Origin of the sequence: Erythrobacter colymbi, assembly GCF_002155685.1 — a bacterium.
GTDB lineage: Bacteria > Pseudomonadota > Alphaproteobacteria > Sphingomonadales > Sphingomonadaceae > Erythrobacter > Erythrobacter colymbi.
Genome location: NZ_MUYK01000004.1, coordinates 272,256 through 286,499, shown reverse-complemented (window position 1 = coordinate 286,499; position 14,244 = coordinate 272,256). Strand labels below are relative to the sequence as shown.

Here is a 14,244-nt window from a genome sequence, read left to right as displayed (position 1 = left end):
TGTAATGTTGTTACATCTTTCAAGCCCGACTTGCGCTTGTCGCACAGGGCTTTGCGGCAAACAGGCTTGCGCTCCCGACCGGGCGGGCACAAAGAGCGGGCGTCATGGCCACCTCTGCCCCCTTGCCGGACGAAACGTCGAACCTGTTCCGGTCCGCTCCCGATTCCCGCGCCCGCCCGCTGGCGATTGCCCGCTGGCTCCAGGCCGTCGCCGTGCTCGTTGTGATGATCGTCGTCGTCGGCGGGATCACGCGGCTGACGGAGAGCGGGCTTTCGATCACCGAATGGAATGTCGTCAGCGGCATCCTCCCGCCGCTGACCGAAGCGCAGTGGCAGGCGGAGTTCGCCAAGTACCAGACAACCAGCCAGTTCCGCGTCGAAAGCGGTCCGGCGGGGATGGATCTGGCGGCGTTCAAGTTCATCTTCTTCTGGGAATGGTTCCACCGCATCCTCGGCCGGCTGATCGGCATGGCGTACCTGCTGCCGCTGCTGGTCTTCGCCGCGCGCCGCATGATCCCGGCGGGCTATGGCTGGCGGCTGGCGGCGATGTTCGCGCTGATCTGCGGGCAGGGCGCGCTCGGGTGGTACATGGTGGCCTCGGGCGTCGGCACGGACCTGACGAGCGTGAGCCACTTCCGCCTCTCGGCGCACCTGCTGACCGCGCTGTTCCTGCTCGCGGGGCTGGTGTGGACCGCGCGCGACCTTCTCAAGCTCGCCGCCGATCCCGATGCCCGCCCGGCGCGGCTGACGGCAGGCGCGGCGGTCGTCGGCGGGGTGCTGTTCGTCCAGCTGATGCTCGGCGCGTGGGTGGCGGGGCTCGATGCGGGGCTCGCCGCGAATGACTGGCCGCTGATGAACGGGCGTCTGGTGCCCGAGATCGATTGGTCGCGCGGCACGCTGTGGACCATGAGCCACGATCCCTTCCTGATCCACTTCATGCATCGCTGGTGGGCCTGGGTCGCGGTGGCGGCGCTGGTGTGGCTGGCGCGGCAGGTGCGCAAGAGCGACCGGATGGCGAGCATCGCCGTGCATTCCGCCTTCGGGACAATGGTGCTGCTCGGCATCGCGACGGTGATGAGCGGCGTCTCGCTGTGGATCGCGGCCTCGCACCAGCTGGTCGGCGCGCTGACCGTGGTGGCGACGGTCTGGGCGATGCATTCTCTTGGGCATAGCCTCGGCTCCGCGCGGAAGCCCGCCTGATGTCGGGCGCGGCGCTGGTCTGGTGCCCCTTTCCCGACGCCGAGAGCGCCCGCGCCGCAGCCGATGCGCTGCTCGATGACCGCCTGATCGCCTGCGCCAACATCCTTGGGCCGATCGAGAGCCGCTTCGTCTGGGAAGGCGCGCGCGCCACCGGTTCCGAAGTCGCGGTGCTGTTCAAGACCACATCCGAACGGCTCGATGACGTGGTCGAGCGCCTCGGCGAGCTCCACCCCTACGATACGCCCGCGATCCTCGGCTGGTACGCCGACGCCGCCCATCCGGCGACTTTTGCATGGCTTGCGGGGAGCGTTCCAGGCTAGCGGTATTATTTTACCGCATCCGAAAACGGCGCTTTTGCTTGACTTCGCGAGGCCCCGAGGACATCTGCGCGCCACTTCTCCTCCCGGGCTGCGGCCAAGGGGGGTGATTCTTCCCGGACACTCTTCGGCAAGACAGTTTCGAACCAAGGACACATGCCATGAAGGCGCTCACCAAGCAGACCCGGTCGATCAAACCGGCCGAGGTCGAAAAGAACTGGCACATCATCGACGCCGACGGTCTCGTCGTGGGTCGTCTTGCCTCGATCATCGCCAACATCCTGCGCGGCAAGACCAAGCCGAGCTACACCCCGCACGTCGATTGCGGCGATCACGTGATCGTCATCAACGTCGACAAGGTGAAGTTCACCGGCAACAAGATGGGCGACAAGGTCTATTACAAGCACACCGGCCACCCCGGCGGCATCAAGGAAACCACCCCCGCCAAGGTGCTGGGCGGCCGTTTCCCCGAGCGCGTGCTCGAAAAGGCCGTGGAACGCATGATTCCGCGCGGTCCCCTCGGCCGCAAGCAGATGAAGGCGCTGCACCTCTATGCCGGCACCGAACACCCGCATGACGGCCAGAAGCCGCAGGTGCTCGACGTCGCTTCCATGAACCGCAAGAACAAGGTGGCCGCATAATGGCTGATGAAACCACCACCGTCTCGGATCTCGCCGATCTGAAGGACATCGCCGGCAACGCCCCGCAGGGCGACGCTGCCGAAATCGCCCGCGTCACCGCTCCGCTGCGTGACCGCGAAGTCGATGCGCAGGGCCGTTCCTACGCGACCGGCCGCCGCAAGGACGCCGTGGCCCGCGTGTGGGTCAAGCCCGGCACCGGCAAGATCATCGTCAACGGCCGCGATCAGGAAGTGTACTTCGCACGTCCGACCCTGCGTCTCGTGATCAACCAGCCCTTCACCATCACCGACCGCACCGGCCAGTACGACGTCATCGCCACCGTGCGCGGCGGCGGTCTGTCGGGCCAGGCGGGCGCCGTGAAGCACGGCATCGCCCAGGCTCTCAGCAAGTACGAGCCCGAGCTGCGCAGCACCGTCAAGGCGGCCGGCTTCCTCACCCGCGACAGCCGCGTGGTCGAGCGCAAGAAGTACGGCAAGGCCAAGGCCCGCCGCAGCTTCCAGTTCTCGAAGCGCTAAGCGCTTCCCGAAAGGGATACAGAAAAGGGCGGCTCCCTTGCGGGGGCCGCCCTTTTGCTTTGGCAACGCGCCCCGACCAGATGGAGCCTCAGCGTTGCAGCAACAGCATTCCGAAGCACAGGCCGGTGCCGGAGAAGAACACCGGCCACGACCAGAAGAACCGCGCATCGGCGACATCCACGAGGTGGATCGCGAGCGGGCCGGCACTTGTCCCTTGCGAGCCGATCACCAGGGCGATCGCCGCCGAGAGGATCGCGCCGAAGGTCACGGACTTGATCAGATCCATCGCCATTCCCCCACAAGGCGGGCACGCGCCCAGGGCGCGCACCGGTTGAACAGGGCAGGGCAGGAGAGGGCCCGCTAGCGCACGCTCTTTCCGTGCCTGCCGGGCCAGTATCCCGAACAAACCCCTAACGCCGACAATAGAGAAAAGGTTAAACCGGACCCCCGTAGGGTTACCGGGGCATCACGACGCAGGCGTGGCCGTCACCCCGATCAGCCGCAGATGCGTGTCGATCACGCCGCCCGGCTCGCAGTCGATCACCCGCCAGCACGCGGGCGAATCATGCCGCAGCCTGGTCGAGAGCGTGCCGGTGCCGATCATCCGCATCGCGTGCCCGCCGCTGGTGCGGTGCTGGTCGAAGGGCACATGGACATGGCCCGAGATCACCGCATCGGCCCCAGCCGCGGCCAGCTGCGCGAAGGCGGCGTCGCCGCCGATGGTGGGGTTTGCGCCCTTGCCCTCATCCCCCAGCAGCGGGTGATGCGCGAGCACGATGATCGTGCGCGGATCGCCTGCGTCCTTGAGCGCGGCAATCGCTTCGACCGCCGGACGCAGCGCGGCAGGCTTCACCACCCCGTCGCTCCACGGGAAGCGGGTCTGCGCGCGCACCGTCGTCCGCAGCGGCACGAGCACCACATCGGGGCTCTCGAACCCGTCCGCCACCGCGGCGCGCAGCGCGTTGTAACGGCGGAAGGGATCGGTGAAGCGCTCCCACGGGTTGTAATAGGGCATATCGTGATTGCCCGGCTCGAGCACCACCGGCACGCCTAGCGAGGCAAACCAGTCACGCGCGGCGGCATATTCGGAATGCTTGGCGCGCTGGGTGAGATCGCCGGTGCACACCACGGCGGCAGGCTTCTCGAGCGCGACGGCATCCGCCAGGGCAGCCAGCGCGGTGCGATCCTCGACGCCGAAGTGGACATCGCTGATGTGGAACAGGCGGGTGGGCATGGACTGCGCCTATACCTTGCCGTTCAGAATAAGCCATGCCGCAGCCGCATTGACCCCGGTGTAGACTGCGTAGGCCCAGGCATAGCCCGGCCAGCCCTTCACCGAGAGCAGCAGCGCGAAGAACAGCACCGCGAACTCGCTCACCAGCGCGGCGCGGCGGCCGAGGGTCTGGCTGGCGGCGGGCAGCCGGGCAAACAGCGGGTGGCCGCCCGCGAACACCGCGCCGTTGATCGCGAAATTGGCGATTCCCAGCAGGAAGATGATCGCGGTGGCCAGACCCATCGCCGCAATATGGCGCTGCGCCCGTCGATTGGAAACCGCCATTTGTCCCGCGTTTCGCGCCATTGGTCATGCAGCCGCTTCGCCGGTCGACGGCCGGACGAGGGTTGATCGACCTTGTGATGCAGGCCCCGGGAGAGGGGCGTATCCCGGGTTTCAGCAGGACACACGGTATCCCCCGGATCGGCCCCCGCCCGATCGCAAGCTCCTGCAATATTGGAGGAATTGCCATGAACCCCCTTGCGAAGACTCTCGTCCATGCTCTTGCTGCCACCGGTCTGGCCGGTGCGGCCATCACCCCCGCTTTCGCCGGCACCGAGGCCCGCGGCCCGATCGACCGGATGATCATTTCGGTCCCCGTCGCCGATCTCGACCTCGGCACCGCCGCCGGCCAGCGCACGCTCGACAAGCGCGTCGAGAAGGCCGTGCGCTCGGTCTGCCGCAAGACCAACTTCCAGACCGGCACCCGCATCATGGATCAGGAAGCCCGCAACTGCCTCGCCCAGGCCCGCGCCGATGCGAAGCAGCAGATCGCGGCCCTCACGAATGGCGAAGCGCGCGGCGGCTGAATCGCGCGCACGCTTGCCCCGCGCCTACCTCAACGCGCGGGGCCGACGGCCCGAACCCCTCCAGTCCCTGGGGTTCGGGCCGTTTTTTCTGGCGGCCTCCTTCGGTGGCGCAGACCTCCCGCGAGTCCTTGTTTAGCGGTTTCGCTGGCGCGAAACGCAGACCTCCCGCCCCGCCTCCCCACCCGGCCACCAAGAATACCATTGCGGTATGGTGGCCAGGTGGGGAGGCGGTGCAGAAGGTCAGCGGTTAGCGCAAATCACCTACCGGCCATCGCCTTGACGCGGGCGAGATAGGTTCGGCCGATGCGGAGCGCCTCGCCGTTCACCAGCTCTGCCGACCAGACGCCGAGGCCATCGTGGCGCAGGCCGCGAATGTGGTCGCGGCGCAGGATGGTCGAGCGGTGGATGCGGATGAACTGTTCGGGATCGAGCCGCTCTTCGAGGCCCGCGATGGTCTGGAGCAGCAGATACGACCGCCCACCCTCCGCACCGCCGCCCACGTGCAGGCGCACGTAATCGCGCTCGGCGTCGATCTGGTGGACCTCGCTCACCGCGATGCGCAGCAGCTCGGAGCGGTGCGGCACCCACAGCTCGTCGAGATAGCGGCCCGCCTTCTGCCGGCGCTGGCCGCGGCGGGCGACCGCGCGTTCGATCGCGCGCTCCAGCCGGTCGGCCGAGACGGGCTTCAGCACATAGTCGACCGCTTCGAGATCGAAGGCCTCGACTGCGAAATGATCATGCGCGGTGACGAAGATCACAACCGGCGCCTGCGGCTGCGCGGCGAAGTGGCGCGCGACGCCGAGGCCGTCAAGTTCGGGCATGGTCATGTCGAGCAGCACCAGATCGGGCTCGAGCTTCTCGGCAAGGCGCAGCGCGGCGGCGCCGTCGCTGGCGGTGCCGACCACGCGGACGGCGGGGATTTCGGCGCAGATCACCTGCACGCGTTCGACGGCGAGCGGCTCGTCATCGACGATCAGGGTGCGCAGCGCGGTGGTTTCGATGTCGGTCTCAGGCATGGCGGGGTCTCGACAGGGGGATACGGATTTCGGTGCAGTATCCGCCCGGCACGGGGGCGGAGGAGAAGCCGATGTCGGGGCCGAAACGGGCCTCCAGCCGGTCGCGGACATTGGCGAGGCCGATGCCGAAGCCGTGGGTGGTGCCCTGCGGCACGCCCGGGCCATCGTCGCCGACGGTGATCACCAGCCGGTCGAACTCCTCGCGCGCGGCGAGGGTGATGGTGACAGGGCGAGACACGGGGGAGACGGCGTATTTGACCGAATTCTCGACCAGCGGCTGCAGGATCATCCCCGGCACGCGGCATTCTTCCAGATCGCCCGGCAGGTCGAACACCGTCACCAGCCGCGTGGGGAAGCGCACCGCCTCGATATCGAGATAGAGCTTCTGGAGATCGAACTCGTCACGCAAGCTGACATCCGCAGTCGGCTCGGTGGCGAGCGAGTGGCGGTAGAAGCGGCTGATCGTCTGGATCATCATTTCGGCGCTGTCGGTCTTGCCGGTCATCACCAGCGCGGAGAGCGAATTCAGGGTGTTGAACAGGAAATGCGGGTTCACCTGATAGCGCAGCGAGCGCAGCTCGGCGGCCTTGGCGGCCGAGCGGAACTGCTCCTCGCGCCGCTGCGACGCGCGCGCCTGCACGCCTGCGAGCAGGGCGAAATAGGTCGAGGCCCAGGCGAGCAGCAGGAAGTAGCGGCCCAGCGCCACGTCGAGCAGCTTGCGCCAGAAATCGGTGTAGGTCTCGGCCGGCTCGATGATCACCGAGCGCGTGCCCCCCGGCGCACCGGGTGCGGCGCTCTCGCCCGGCTGCACCGGCACATCGACCAGCAGGTTGCCGCTCTCGTCGCGGCGCAGGTTGATGTTGTTCTTCTGGGCATAGGCCTGCTCCATCGCCGAGGACATGTCCTTGAAGACGAGGTAGTTGACCTGCCCGATGGCGAGCGCGACCGGCAGCGCGAGCGCGATCGCAGCGGAGATCTTGATCCACAGCGCACGGGCATCGAATAGCCGCAGCAGCAACCACAGCACCAGCGTCAGCAGCACGCCCGCGCCGGTGACGACCAGCCGCCGCCAGCCGAGCTCGAACTGGAGGCCGAAGTCCATCACGAGGGATCGGAAGGTGGTGAGGACGAAATAGGTCGCCCACAGCACCACCATCGAGAACAGCACCGTGCGGAACGACACGGTCGCGGTGGGCTCGCCCGGGGCAGCCTCGCTATGGGGATTGATCGTCATTTCGGCGATCAGCAATACCGCCGCCGCCCGGCAATGGCTACCGGGCGGGGCGCGTGTTGTCGGGCGGTGACTCCTCTTGGTCGAACGATGAACAGCCGTTCAGGATCGACGAGGGTTGTTCGCGATCGCGCTAGCGCGCGATGCATACCCCCCGCCCCGCCTCCCCACCCGGCCACCAATAGTACCACTATGTTATGGTGGCCGGGTGGGGAGGCGGGGCGGGGGGTATGCGCCACCGAAGGTGGCCGCAAAACCTCAATCGCGGGGTTTGATCATGTCCGAGGGCACAACCCACTGTGCGAACTGCTCCTCCGTCAGGAGGCCCAGCTCAAGCGCGGCGGCCTTCAGAGTGGTCCCTTCGGCATGGGCCTTCTTGGCGATCTTCGCCGCGTTGTCGTAGCCGATGTGGGGGTTGAGCGCGGTCACCAGCATCAGGCTTTCGTTGAGGAGCTGAGTGATGCGGGTGGTGTTCGCCTCGATCCCGACGACGCAATTGTCGGTGAAGGCATGGCTCGCGTCTCCGATCAGCTTCATCGACTGGAGCACGTTGTAGATAATGACGGGCTTGAAGACGTTGAGCTCGAGATGCCCGTGCGATCCAGCCACCGTCACCGCGACATTGTTGCCCATCACCTGCGCGCAGACCATCGTCATCGCCTCGCACTGGGTCGGGTTGACCTTGCCCGGCATGATCGAGGAACCAGGCTCGTTGGCGGGGAGCGACAGCTCGCCGAGGCCCGAGCGCGGGCCGGAGCCCAGCAGGCGGATGTCGTTGGCGATCTTCATCAGGCTGACCGCGAGCACGTTAAGCGCGCCCGAGATCTCCACCATCGCGTCATGCGCGGCGAGCGCTTCGAACTTGTTGGGCGCGGTGACGAACGCATGGCCGGTCTCGGCGGCGACTTCGGCGGCAAAGGCGGTGTCGAAGCCGACTTTGGCGTTGATCCCGGTGCCCACGGCGGTGCCGCCCTGCGCCAGTTCGAGCACGCGGGGGAGCGCCGCCTCGACGCGGGCGATGCCATAGGCGACCTGCTGCGCGTAGCCCGAGAACTCCTGCCCCAGCGTCATCGGGGTCGCATCCTGCAAGTGGGTGCGGCCGATCTTGACGATATCGGCGAATTCCTTCGCCTTGGCATCGAGCGCGCCGTGGAGCTTCTTGAGCGCGGGCAGCAGGTGATCGAGCGCCTCGCTCGCCGCGGCGATGTGCATCGCGGTGGGGAAGGTGTCGTTCGATGACTGGCCCATGTTGCAGTGGTCGTTGGGATGGACGGGGGTCTTGCCGCCCTTCTTGCCGGTAAGGATCTCGTTCGCGCGGCTCGCGATCACCTCGTTGGCGTTCATGTTCGACTGGGTGCCCGAGCCGGTCTGCCACACCACCAGCGGGAACTGGTCGGCCAGCGTCCCGTCGATCACCTCGCGCGCGGCCTGGACAATCGCCTCGCCGATTCCGGCATCGAGCACGCCGAGCTTCATGTTCGCCTTGGCCGCCGAGAGCTTCTGCACGCCCAGCGCGCGGACGAGGGCGGGGGGCATCTTCTCGCCGCCGATGGGGAAGTTGACGATCGAGCGCTGGGTCTGCGCGCCCCAGTGCATGTTGGCCGGAACCGCCACCTCGCCGAGCGAATCGGTCTCGATCCGCACCTCACCGCTGCCCGTCGTCATGTCACTCATCGAAGCCATCCCTCACTAAGTCGAATTGAACCCCACAGGGTTTGGCGCTCCCCTAAGCCCCAGCTCGGGCGTGGTCAAAGGCGTAAAATCGTCAGGCCTTGCCGGCGCGGATCATGGGCAAAAGCCTTGGAAGCACGCAGCGCTGCGTTTAAGGAGAGGGTTGACGGACTGTATTATGCATCCAATACAGTTACCCAAGAGACGATGAGCACCATGACCACGACCCTGCCTGACACCCGGATCGCCCGCCGCGCGATGATCGACAGCCAGCTGCGCACCAGCGGCGTGAACGAGGAATATGTCCTCGCCCGCATGCTCGCCGTGCCGCGCGAGGACTTCCTGCCCGCCGAAAAGGTCGCGCAGGCCTATATCGACCGCGCGGTTTCGCTCGGGGCCGAGGGCCACCTCGCCGCACCGCTGTTCTACGGCAAGCTGCTGCTCGAAGCCGCGCCTGCCCCTGCCGACCGCGTGCTGGTGGTGAGCGGCGGCACGGGCTACCTCGCCGCGCTGCTTGCCCCGCTGGTGGCGAGCGTGACCGAAGTCTCCGCCGCCGATGCGGCCGCGCTTAACGGCGCAGGGGAATATGACCTCGTCGTGATCGACGGCGCGATCGAGCTGCTGCCCGATGGCCTTGCAGCGGCGCTCGCCGATGACGGGCGGATCGTCACCGGCCTCGTGCTGCGCCAGGTCACGCGCCTTGCCGCGGGCCGCAAGATCGCCGGGCAGGTCAACCTCCAGCCGGTCGAGGATCTCGGCATCCCCGTGCTCGCCGCCTTCGCCGCGCCCAAGCGCTGGACCTTCGCGTGACAGCTCGCCCCACCTCGCTCAAGCTGGCCGCATCGGCGAGCCTGCTGGCGCTGACCGCGCTGGCTGCGCCCGCCCATGCCGATACCCTGCGCGAGGCGCTGGCGGCTGCCTACAACACCAACCCGACGCTTGAGGCGGCGCGCGACAACCAGCGCGCCACGGATGAAGGCGTGGCGATCAGCCGTGCGCAGGGCCGCCCCTCGGTCAACGTCACCGCGACCCATATCGAGTTCATCCAGCAATCGGCCAACGCCTTCACCGCGCCCGAGCGCAATCTCAGCATTTCGCCGCAGCTGCTGGTGCCGGTCTACTCGGGCGGATCGATCCGCAACGGGATCCGCGCCGCGCGCGAGCGGGTCGAGGCCGGGCAGGCGGACCTGCGCAACACCGAGAGCGCAATCTTCAGCCAGGTCGTCGCCGCCTATATGGACGTGCTGCGGACCGAAGCGCTGGTGGCGCTGGCGACCAACAACGTCGACGTGCTGCGCACCAACCTCGAGGCGACCAGCGATCGCTTCCAGATCGGCGATCTGACCATCACCGACGTCGCCCAGTCGCGCTCGCGTCTGGCGGTGGCCGAGGGTGATCTTCAGGCCGCGCAGGCCAACCTCATCACCGCGCGCGAGACCTATATCCGCCTTGTCGGACAGGCGCCGGGCGAGCTTCAGGCCCCGCCGCCGCTCCCCGGCCTGCCGGACACCGTGGGCGAGGCGATCGTCAGCGCGCTCGAGAACAACCCCAACCTCGATGCCGCCAAGCAGCGCGCCGAGGCTGCGGGATACGACACCAAGGTGGCCGGAGCAGGCCGCCTGCCGACGGTCGGCCTGTTCGTGAACGGCGAATACAGCGACTTCTTCGGCACCCTTGGCGGCCCGGTCGCCGCGCAGTTCGCGCAGAGCGAGAAGACAGCCAACGCCGGTGTGCGCATCACCATTCCGCTGTTTCAGGGCGGGCTTCCCGCCGCGCGCCAGCGCCAGGCCGGGGCGCGCGAGAGCGCCGCGCTGGAAGATGTGATCGCGGCGGAGCGCCAGGTGATCGCCGAAACCCGCTCGACCTATGCCAACTGGCAGGCCGCCAACGCCGTGATCAAGAGCGCGCAGGCCGCGGTCGAAGCCGCCGAACTCAGCCTTGAAGGCGTGCGCGCCGAGAACTCGATCGGCAACCGCCAGATCCTCGACGTTCTGAACGCCGAGCAGGAACTGGTGCAGGCCCGCGCGCAGCTCGTGACCGCGCGGCGCAACGCCTATGTCGCGGGCTTCAACCTGCTCGCGCTGATGGGCAAGGCCGAGGCGCGCGATCTCAACCTCGATGTCGGCGGGCCGCTCTACGATCCCACGATCAATGCCGAGCGGGTGCGCAAGAAGATCAACGACTGGGACCGCGATCCCGAACCTGCTTCGAAATCGACCAGAACCGTTGACATCCCCCCCGCCACCGCGACAATCGGCCCGCAATTGCTGCCCGGCGAGTGATTCCGTTCCCGATTCGGGACAGGTCGGGTCGGGTACGGACAACAGGGCACGGGAATGGCGCAGGAAAACGAAGCCTCGGTCGAGGAAATCCTTGAATCGATCAAGAAAGTGATCGCGCGCGACAACCGGGCCGGAGCGCTCGAGGCGCGGCGGCGGCGGATGCTGGTGTCCGAGGATGACGCCGCCGAGCCTGCCCCGCTGGTGCGCACCCACAAGGTCCGCGATGCCGAGGAAGTGCTCGACCTGTCCGAGATGGAAATGCCGGTCGAGGCCGCGACCGAGAATCCGACCCAAAACCCCGCAATGCCGATGGCGCGTGCGGATGAAACCCCGCTTATTGCCGATACCGTGATGGGCGCGATGCAGGAAAACCTCGCCGCGCTCGCGATGCTGGCCGAGCCGCCCGCGCGTCCGCAGATCGTGCGTTCGGGGGAAACCTCGCTCGAAGGCCTGACCCGCGAGCTGCTGCGCCCGATGCTGGCCGAATGGCTCGAAGCGAACCTCCCGGCGATGGTGGAAAGCCTCGTACAGGCGGAAATCGCACGGATCGTCGGCAAGCGCCGCTAAGTTCTGGCAATGGCGGGGCGGGGGGAGTAATCCCGCGCCCATGCGTCATCCCACAGCTTTCGGCGCGCTGAGCGCCGCCGCCTTCGCCTTCCTTGCCGCCCCGCTCGCGGCGCAGGACACGACCACAATTCCCGGCGTCACCGCCCCGCCGATGAGCGCGACCGATCTTGTCACGCTCCCCCGCCTCGGCGCGCCTGCGGTCAACCGCGAGGGCACGCTGGCGGTCTACAGCGTGACCGTCACCGATCCGGCGACATTGAAGCGCTCGCCGCAGCACTACCTGATCGATCTGGCAAAGCCCGGCGCGACTCCGGTGGCGCTCAAGCTGCCGCTCAAGGCCTCGGACCTCGCTTTCGGCTCCGATGGCGCGCTCTATTTCCTCAGCTCCGAGAACACCGACAGCGCCGCCCCCGCGCTCAGCCGCGTGTGGCGCGTCAGCCTTGCGGCGGATGGCACCGCCAGCGGCCTCACGCTCGTCACCGCCGCCACGACGCGCGACATTGCGGGCTTCAAGCTTGCTCCCAACGGCGCGGCGATCGCGGTGTGGGGCGAAGTACCGCGCGAGTGCCCGAGCTTCGGCTGCGCCGACGCCAAGGCCTCCTACCTCCCCGGCCCCGGCACCGGCCGCCTGTATGAAGGCGACCGCGGCTTCGTGCGCCACTGGGACCGCTGGGCGACCCCGGGCCTCCACAACCGCATCTTCGTCTACCCGCTGGCAGGCGGCATCGCCACGGGCGAGGGTGTTCCGGCAGACGGGAAGGACCCCGCCACCGGCATCACCGCCGACACGCCCACCATGCCCTTCGGCGGCGGTGAGGAAATCGCCTTCGCGCCCGATGGCGCCGCGCTCTACTTCACCGCGCGTCTGTCTGACGGGAACGAGCCCGGCTCGACCAACCTCGACATCTACCGCGCAAAGCTCGACGGCGCGGCGCCCGAACTGCTGACCGCCGCCAACAAGGCGACCGACAACACCCCGACCATCTCGCCCGACGGCAAGTATCTCGCCTGGCTCGCCATGGAGCGGCCGACCTACGAGGCTGACCGGCTTTCGGTGCGGCTGATGGACCTCAAGACCGGGCAGGTGCGCAACCTGACCGAGGGGGTCGACCTCTCCTTCGGCAGCCTCACCTGGGCGGCGGACGGCAAGCACCTGATCGCGACGGCCGAAAAGGTGCTCGATGTCCCCGCCTTCCGGATCGACATCGCCACCGGCAAGGTCACCGAGCTCAATCTGATGGCGGGGAACGAGGCGCATATCGCCAATCTCGTGCCGCTGCCCAAGGGCGGGGCGCTGTTCACCCGCGATTCGCTCGGGGCTCCGGCGGAGCTGTTCCTCTCGGACGGGATGGGTCAGGCGCGGCCGCTGACCGATATCGCCACCACCCGCATGGGCCAGATGGCCAACATCGTCACCCGCCGCTTCAGTTTCACCGGCGCGAATGGCGATACGGTGGGGGGCCAGATCACGCGGCTTGCCGACCAGACCGGCCCAATCCCCGCGCTGCTCTACATCCACGGCGGGCCGCAGGGCAGCTTCAACGACAGCTGGTCGAACCGCTGGAACCCGCGCGTCACCGCCTCGCAGGGCTACGCCGTGATCTCGGTCGATTTCCACGGGTCGACCGGATACGGGCAGGCCTTCACCGATGCGATCAACCGGAACTGGGGCGGATGGCCGCTCGAAGACCTCCAGAAGGGCTTCGAGGCCGCGCTGAAGCTCGACACCCAGATCGACGGCACCCGCGCCTGCGCGATGGGGGCAAGCTACGGCGGCTACATGGTCAACTGGATCGCGGGCAACTGGCCCGACCGCTTCAAGTGCATCGTCCAGCACGACGGCATCTTCGACAACCGTTCGATGTACTATTCGACCGAGGAACTGTGGTTCCCGCGGTGGGACAACGGCGGCACCTACGAAGCGGCGAAGGACATCTACGAGAAGTGGAACCCCGCCAACCACGTCGACAAGTGGAAGACGCCGATGCTGGTCATCACCGGCCAGCAGGATTTCCGCGTGCCTTACTCGCAGGGCCTGATGAGCTTCACCGCCTTGCAGGAACGCGGCATCCCCTCGCAGCTCCTCGTTTTCCCCGACGAGAACCACTGGGTGCTCGGCGCGAAGAACTCGCTACAATGGCACAACACGGTCTTCGCGTGGCTCGACCGCTGGCTCAAGCAGGACGGCGCAAAGTGAGCCGCAAGGAACTCGAATCCGCGCGCCACTCGCTCGCCAAGCATTACGGCAATCCGGGCGAGGGCACCGCGATCACCCGCCACATCATGCTGTGCGCTGTGTCGGACAAGCAGAAGTGCTGCTCGCGCGCGGAAGGCGAGGAGGCATGGGGCTACCTCAAGTCGCGGATGAAGGAGCTGGGGCTGGTCGGCCCGCAGCGGACCGAAGACAGCAAGCGCGGGGCCGGCGGCGGGGTGCAGCGCACCAAGGCCGATTGCCTCCAGATCTGCGCCGCAGGACCCATCGCGGTCGTGTGGCCAGACGGGGTGTGGTACCACTCCTGCGGACCCAAGGCGCTGGAGCGGATCATCCAGGAACACCTGATCGGCGGGGTGCCGGTCGAGGAATTCCGGCTTACGGCGCGGGATTGAAGATTACGCGGCGTTGCCGCGGGTTTCACGCAGAGGCGCAGAGGAAGCAGAGGCGCGGAGATGTCGCGCCTGCGGCGAAGCCGCGCTGATCATCGGACGTTGCGGCCAGCGGCAAA

At 67.6% G+C, this 14,244-nt stretch carries 16 protein-coding genes; 10 read left to right on the top strand and 6 right to left on the bottom strand.

The genetic code is table 11. The annotated features are described in order from the left end of the window. The first annotated feature begins 104 nt into the window (after positions 1-104). From BZF57_RS11035 to rpsI, 4 genes are all read left to right on the top strand, one after another. On the top strand, positions 105-1,199 hold the full coding sequence (locus BZF57_RS11035; protein WP_086737720.1) for a COX15/CtaA family protein: 1,095 nt from the start codon (positions 105-107) through the stop codon (positions 1,197-1,199). After that, on the top strand, positions 1,199-1,519 hold the full coding sequence (gene cutA / locus BZF57_RS11030) for a divalent-cation tolerance protein CutA (RefSeq protein ID WP_086737718.1): 321 nt from the start codon (positions 1,199-1,201) through the stop codon (positions 1,517-1,519). Before BZF57_RS11035 ends, cutA begins: the two co-directional genes overlap by 1 nt. A 158-nt stretch (positions 1,520-1,677) precedes the next feature. Further along, entirely contained in the window at positions 1,678-2,157 is a 480-nt protein-coding gene (rplM, locus tag BZF57_RS11025; RefSeq protein WP_066529283.1) for a 50S ribosomal protein L13, read from the top strand. Then, positions 2,157-2,672: a 30S ribosomal protein S9 gene (gene rpsI, locus BZF57_RS11020; RefSeq protein WP_086737716.1), complete on the top strand. Its 516-nt coding sequence runs from the start codon at positions 2,157-2,159 to the stop codon at positions 2,670-2,672. Before rplM ends, rpsI begins: the two co-directional genes overlap by 1 nt. A gap of 88 nt (positions 2,673-2,760) precedes the next feature. Here the strand turns inward: rpsI and BZF57_RS11015 are convergent, their stop codons facing one another. The 3 genes from BZF57_RS11015 to BZF57_RS11005 form a co-directional block, all read right to left on the bottom strand. After that, positions 2,761-2,958, bottom strand: coding sequence for a hypothetical protein (locus tag BZF57_RS11015; RefSeq protein ID WP_240505946.1), 198 nt, complete (start codon positions 2,956-2,958; stop codon positions 2,761-2,763). A gap of 180 nt (positions 2,959-3,138) precedes the next feature. Next, on the bottom strand, positions 3,139-3,906 hold the full coding sequence (locus tag BZF57_RS11010; RefSeq protein ID WP_086737714.1) for a metallophosphoesterase family protein: 768 nt from the start codon (positions 3,904-3,906) through the stop codon (positions 3,139-3,141). A 9-nt stretch (positions 3,907-3,915) separates the two neighbouring features. Next, a complete protein-coding gene (locus BZF57_RS11005) occupies positions 3,916-4,188 on the bottom strand; it encodes a hypothetical protein (RefSeq protein WP_086738052.1) in 273 nt (90 codons plus the stop codon). A 227-nt stretch (positions 4,189-4,415) separates the two neighbouring features. Here BZF57_RS11005 and BZF57_RS11000 point away from each other — a divergent pair, with 227 nt between their 5' ends. Then, positions 4,416-4,754, top strand: a complete 339-nt coding sequence (locus tag BZF57_RS11000) for a UrcA family protein (RefSeq protein WP_086737712.1) — start codon at positions 4,416-4,418, stop codon at positions 4,752-4,754. A 257-nt stretch (positions 4,755-5,011) separates the two neighbouring features. Here the strand turns inward: BZF57_RS11000 and BZF57_RS10995 are convergent, their stop codons facing one another. From BZF57_RS10995 to fumC, 3 genes are all read right to left on the bottom strand, one after another. After that, the gene (locus tag BZF57_RS10995) at positions 5,012-5,770 is read right to left on the bottom strand and encodes a LytR/AlgR family response regulator transcription factor (protein WP_086737710.1); all 759 of its coding nucleotides are present in this window, start codon (positions 5,768-5,770) and stop codon (positions 5,012-5,014) included. After that, a complete protein-coding gene (locus BZF57_RS10990; RefSeq protein WP_086738050.1) occupies positions 5,763-7,004 on the bottom strand; it encodes a sensor histidine kinase in 1,242 nt (413 codons plus the stop codon). The genes BZF57_RS10995 and BZF57_RS10990 overlap by 8 nt, the downstream gene beginning before the upstream one ends. A 255-nt stretch (positions 7,005-7,259) precedes the next feature. After that, a complete protein-coding gene (gene fumC, locus BZF57_RS10985) occupies positions 7,260-8,675 on the bottom strand; it encodes a class II fumarate hydratase (protein WP_420810195.1) in 1,416 nt (471 codons plus the stop codon). A 204-nt stretch (positions 8,676-8,879) separates the two neighbouring features. Between fumC and BZF57_RS10980 the strand changes: the two genes are divergently transcribed. The 5 genes from BZF57_RS10980 to BZF57_RS10960 are packed head-to-tail and all read left to right on the top strand — an operon-like array spanning position 8,880 to position 14,128. After that, positions 8,880-9,482, top strand: coding sequence for a protein-L-isoaspartate O-methyltransferase family protein (locus BZF57_RS10980; RefSeq protein WP_086737706.1), 603 nt, complete (start codon positions 8,880-8,882; stop codon positions 9,480-9,482). Continuing rightward, complete coding sequence (locus BZF57_RS10975) at positions 9,479-10,954, top strand: TolC family outer membrane protein (RefSeq protein ID WP_086737704.1); 1,476 nt, start codon at positions 9,479-9,481, stop codon at positions 10,952-10,954. The genes BZF57_RS10980 and BZF57_RS10975 overlap by 4 nt, the downstream gene beginning before the upstream one ends. A gap of 54 nt (positions 10,955-11,008) precedes the next feature. Beyond that, positions 11,009-11,521 (top strand): DUF2497 domain-containing protein, encoded by a 513-nt coding sequence (locus tag BZF57_RS10970; protein ID WP_086737702.1) that lies wholly within the window; start codon positions 11,009-11,011, stop codon positions 11,519-11,521. Between the two features lie 40 nt (positions 11,522-11,561). Next, positions 11,562-13,718 carry a dipeptidyl-peptidase 5 gene (locus tag BZF57_RS10965; protein WP_086737700.1) on the top strand — a complete coding sequence of 719 codons (2,157 nt, stop codon included), beginning with the start codon at positions 11,562-11,564 and terminating at the stop codon, positions 13,716-13,718. Continuing rightward, complete coding sequence (locus BZF57_RS10960) at positions 13,715-14,128, top strand: (2Fe-2S) ferredoxin domain-containing protein (RefSeq protein WP_086737698.1); 414 nt, start codon at positions 13,715-13,717, stop codon at positions 14,126-14,128. Before BZF57_RS10965 ends, BZF57_RS10960 begins: the two co-directional genes overlap by 4 nt. The last annotated feature ends 116 nt before the right edge of the window (positions 14,129-14,244 follow it).

Coding starts and splice junctions, on each gene's coding strand:
- BZF57_RS11035 (WP_086737720.1), top strand. CDS start 105: ATGGCCACCTCTGCCCCCTTGCCGGACGAAACGTCGAACCTGTTCCGG.
- cutA (WP_086737718.1), top strand. CDS start 1,199: ATGTCGGGCGCGGCGCTGGTCTGGTGCCCCTTTCCCGACGCCGAGAGC.
- rplM (WP_066529283.1), top strand. CDS start 1,678: ATGAAGGCGCTCACCAAGCAGACCCGGTCGATCAAACCGGCCGAGGTC.
- rpsI (WP_086737716.1), top strand. CDS start 2,157: ATGGCTGATGAAACCACCACCGTCTCGGATCTCGCCGATCTGAAGGAC.
- BZF57_RS11015 (WP_240505946.1), bottom strand. CDS start 2,958: ATGGATCTGATCAAGTCCGTGACCTTCGGCGCGATCCTCTCGGCGGCG.
- BZF57_RS11010 (WP_086737714.1), bottom strand. CDS start 3,906: ATGCCCACCCGCCTGTTCCACATCAGCGATGTCCACTTCGGCGTCGAG.
- BZF57_RS11005 (WP_086738052.1), bottom strand. CDS start 4,188: ATGGGTCTGGCCACCGCGATCATCTTCCTGCTGGGAATCGCCAATTTC.
- BZF57_RS11000 (WP_086737712.1), top strand. CDS start 4,416: ATGAACCCCCTTGCGAAGACTCTCGTCCATGCTCTTGCTGCCACCGGT.
- BZF57_RS10995 (WP_086737710.1), bottom strand. CDS start 5,770: ATGCCTGAGACCGACATCGAAACCACCGCGCTGCGCACCCTGATCGTC.
- BZF57_RS10990 (WP_086738050.1), bottom strand. CDS start 7,004: ATGACGATCAATCCCCATAGCGAGGCTGCCCCGGGCGAGCCCACCGCG.
- fumC (WP_420810195.1), bottom strand. CDS start 8,675: ATGAGTGACATGACGACGGGCAGCGGTGAGGTGCGGATCGAGACCGAT.
- BZF57_RS10980 (WP_086737706.1), top strand. CDS start 8,880: ATGAGCACCATGACCACGACCCTGCCTGACACCCGGATCGCCCGCCGC.
- BZF57_RS10970 (WP_086737702.1), top strand. CDS start 11,009: ATGGCGCAGGAAAACGAAGCCTCGGTCGAGGAAATCCTTGAATCGATC.
- BZF57_RS10965 (WP_086737700.1), top strand. CDS start 11,562: ATGCGTCATCCCACAGCTTTCGGCGCGCTGAGCGCCGCCGCCTTCGCC.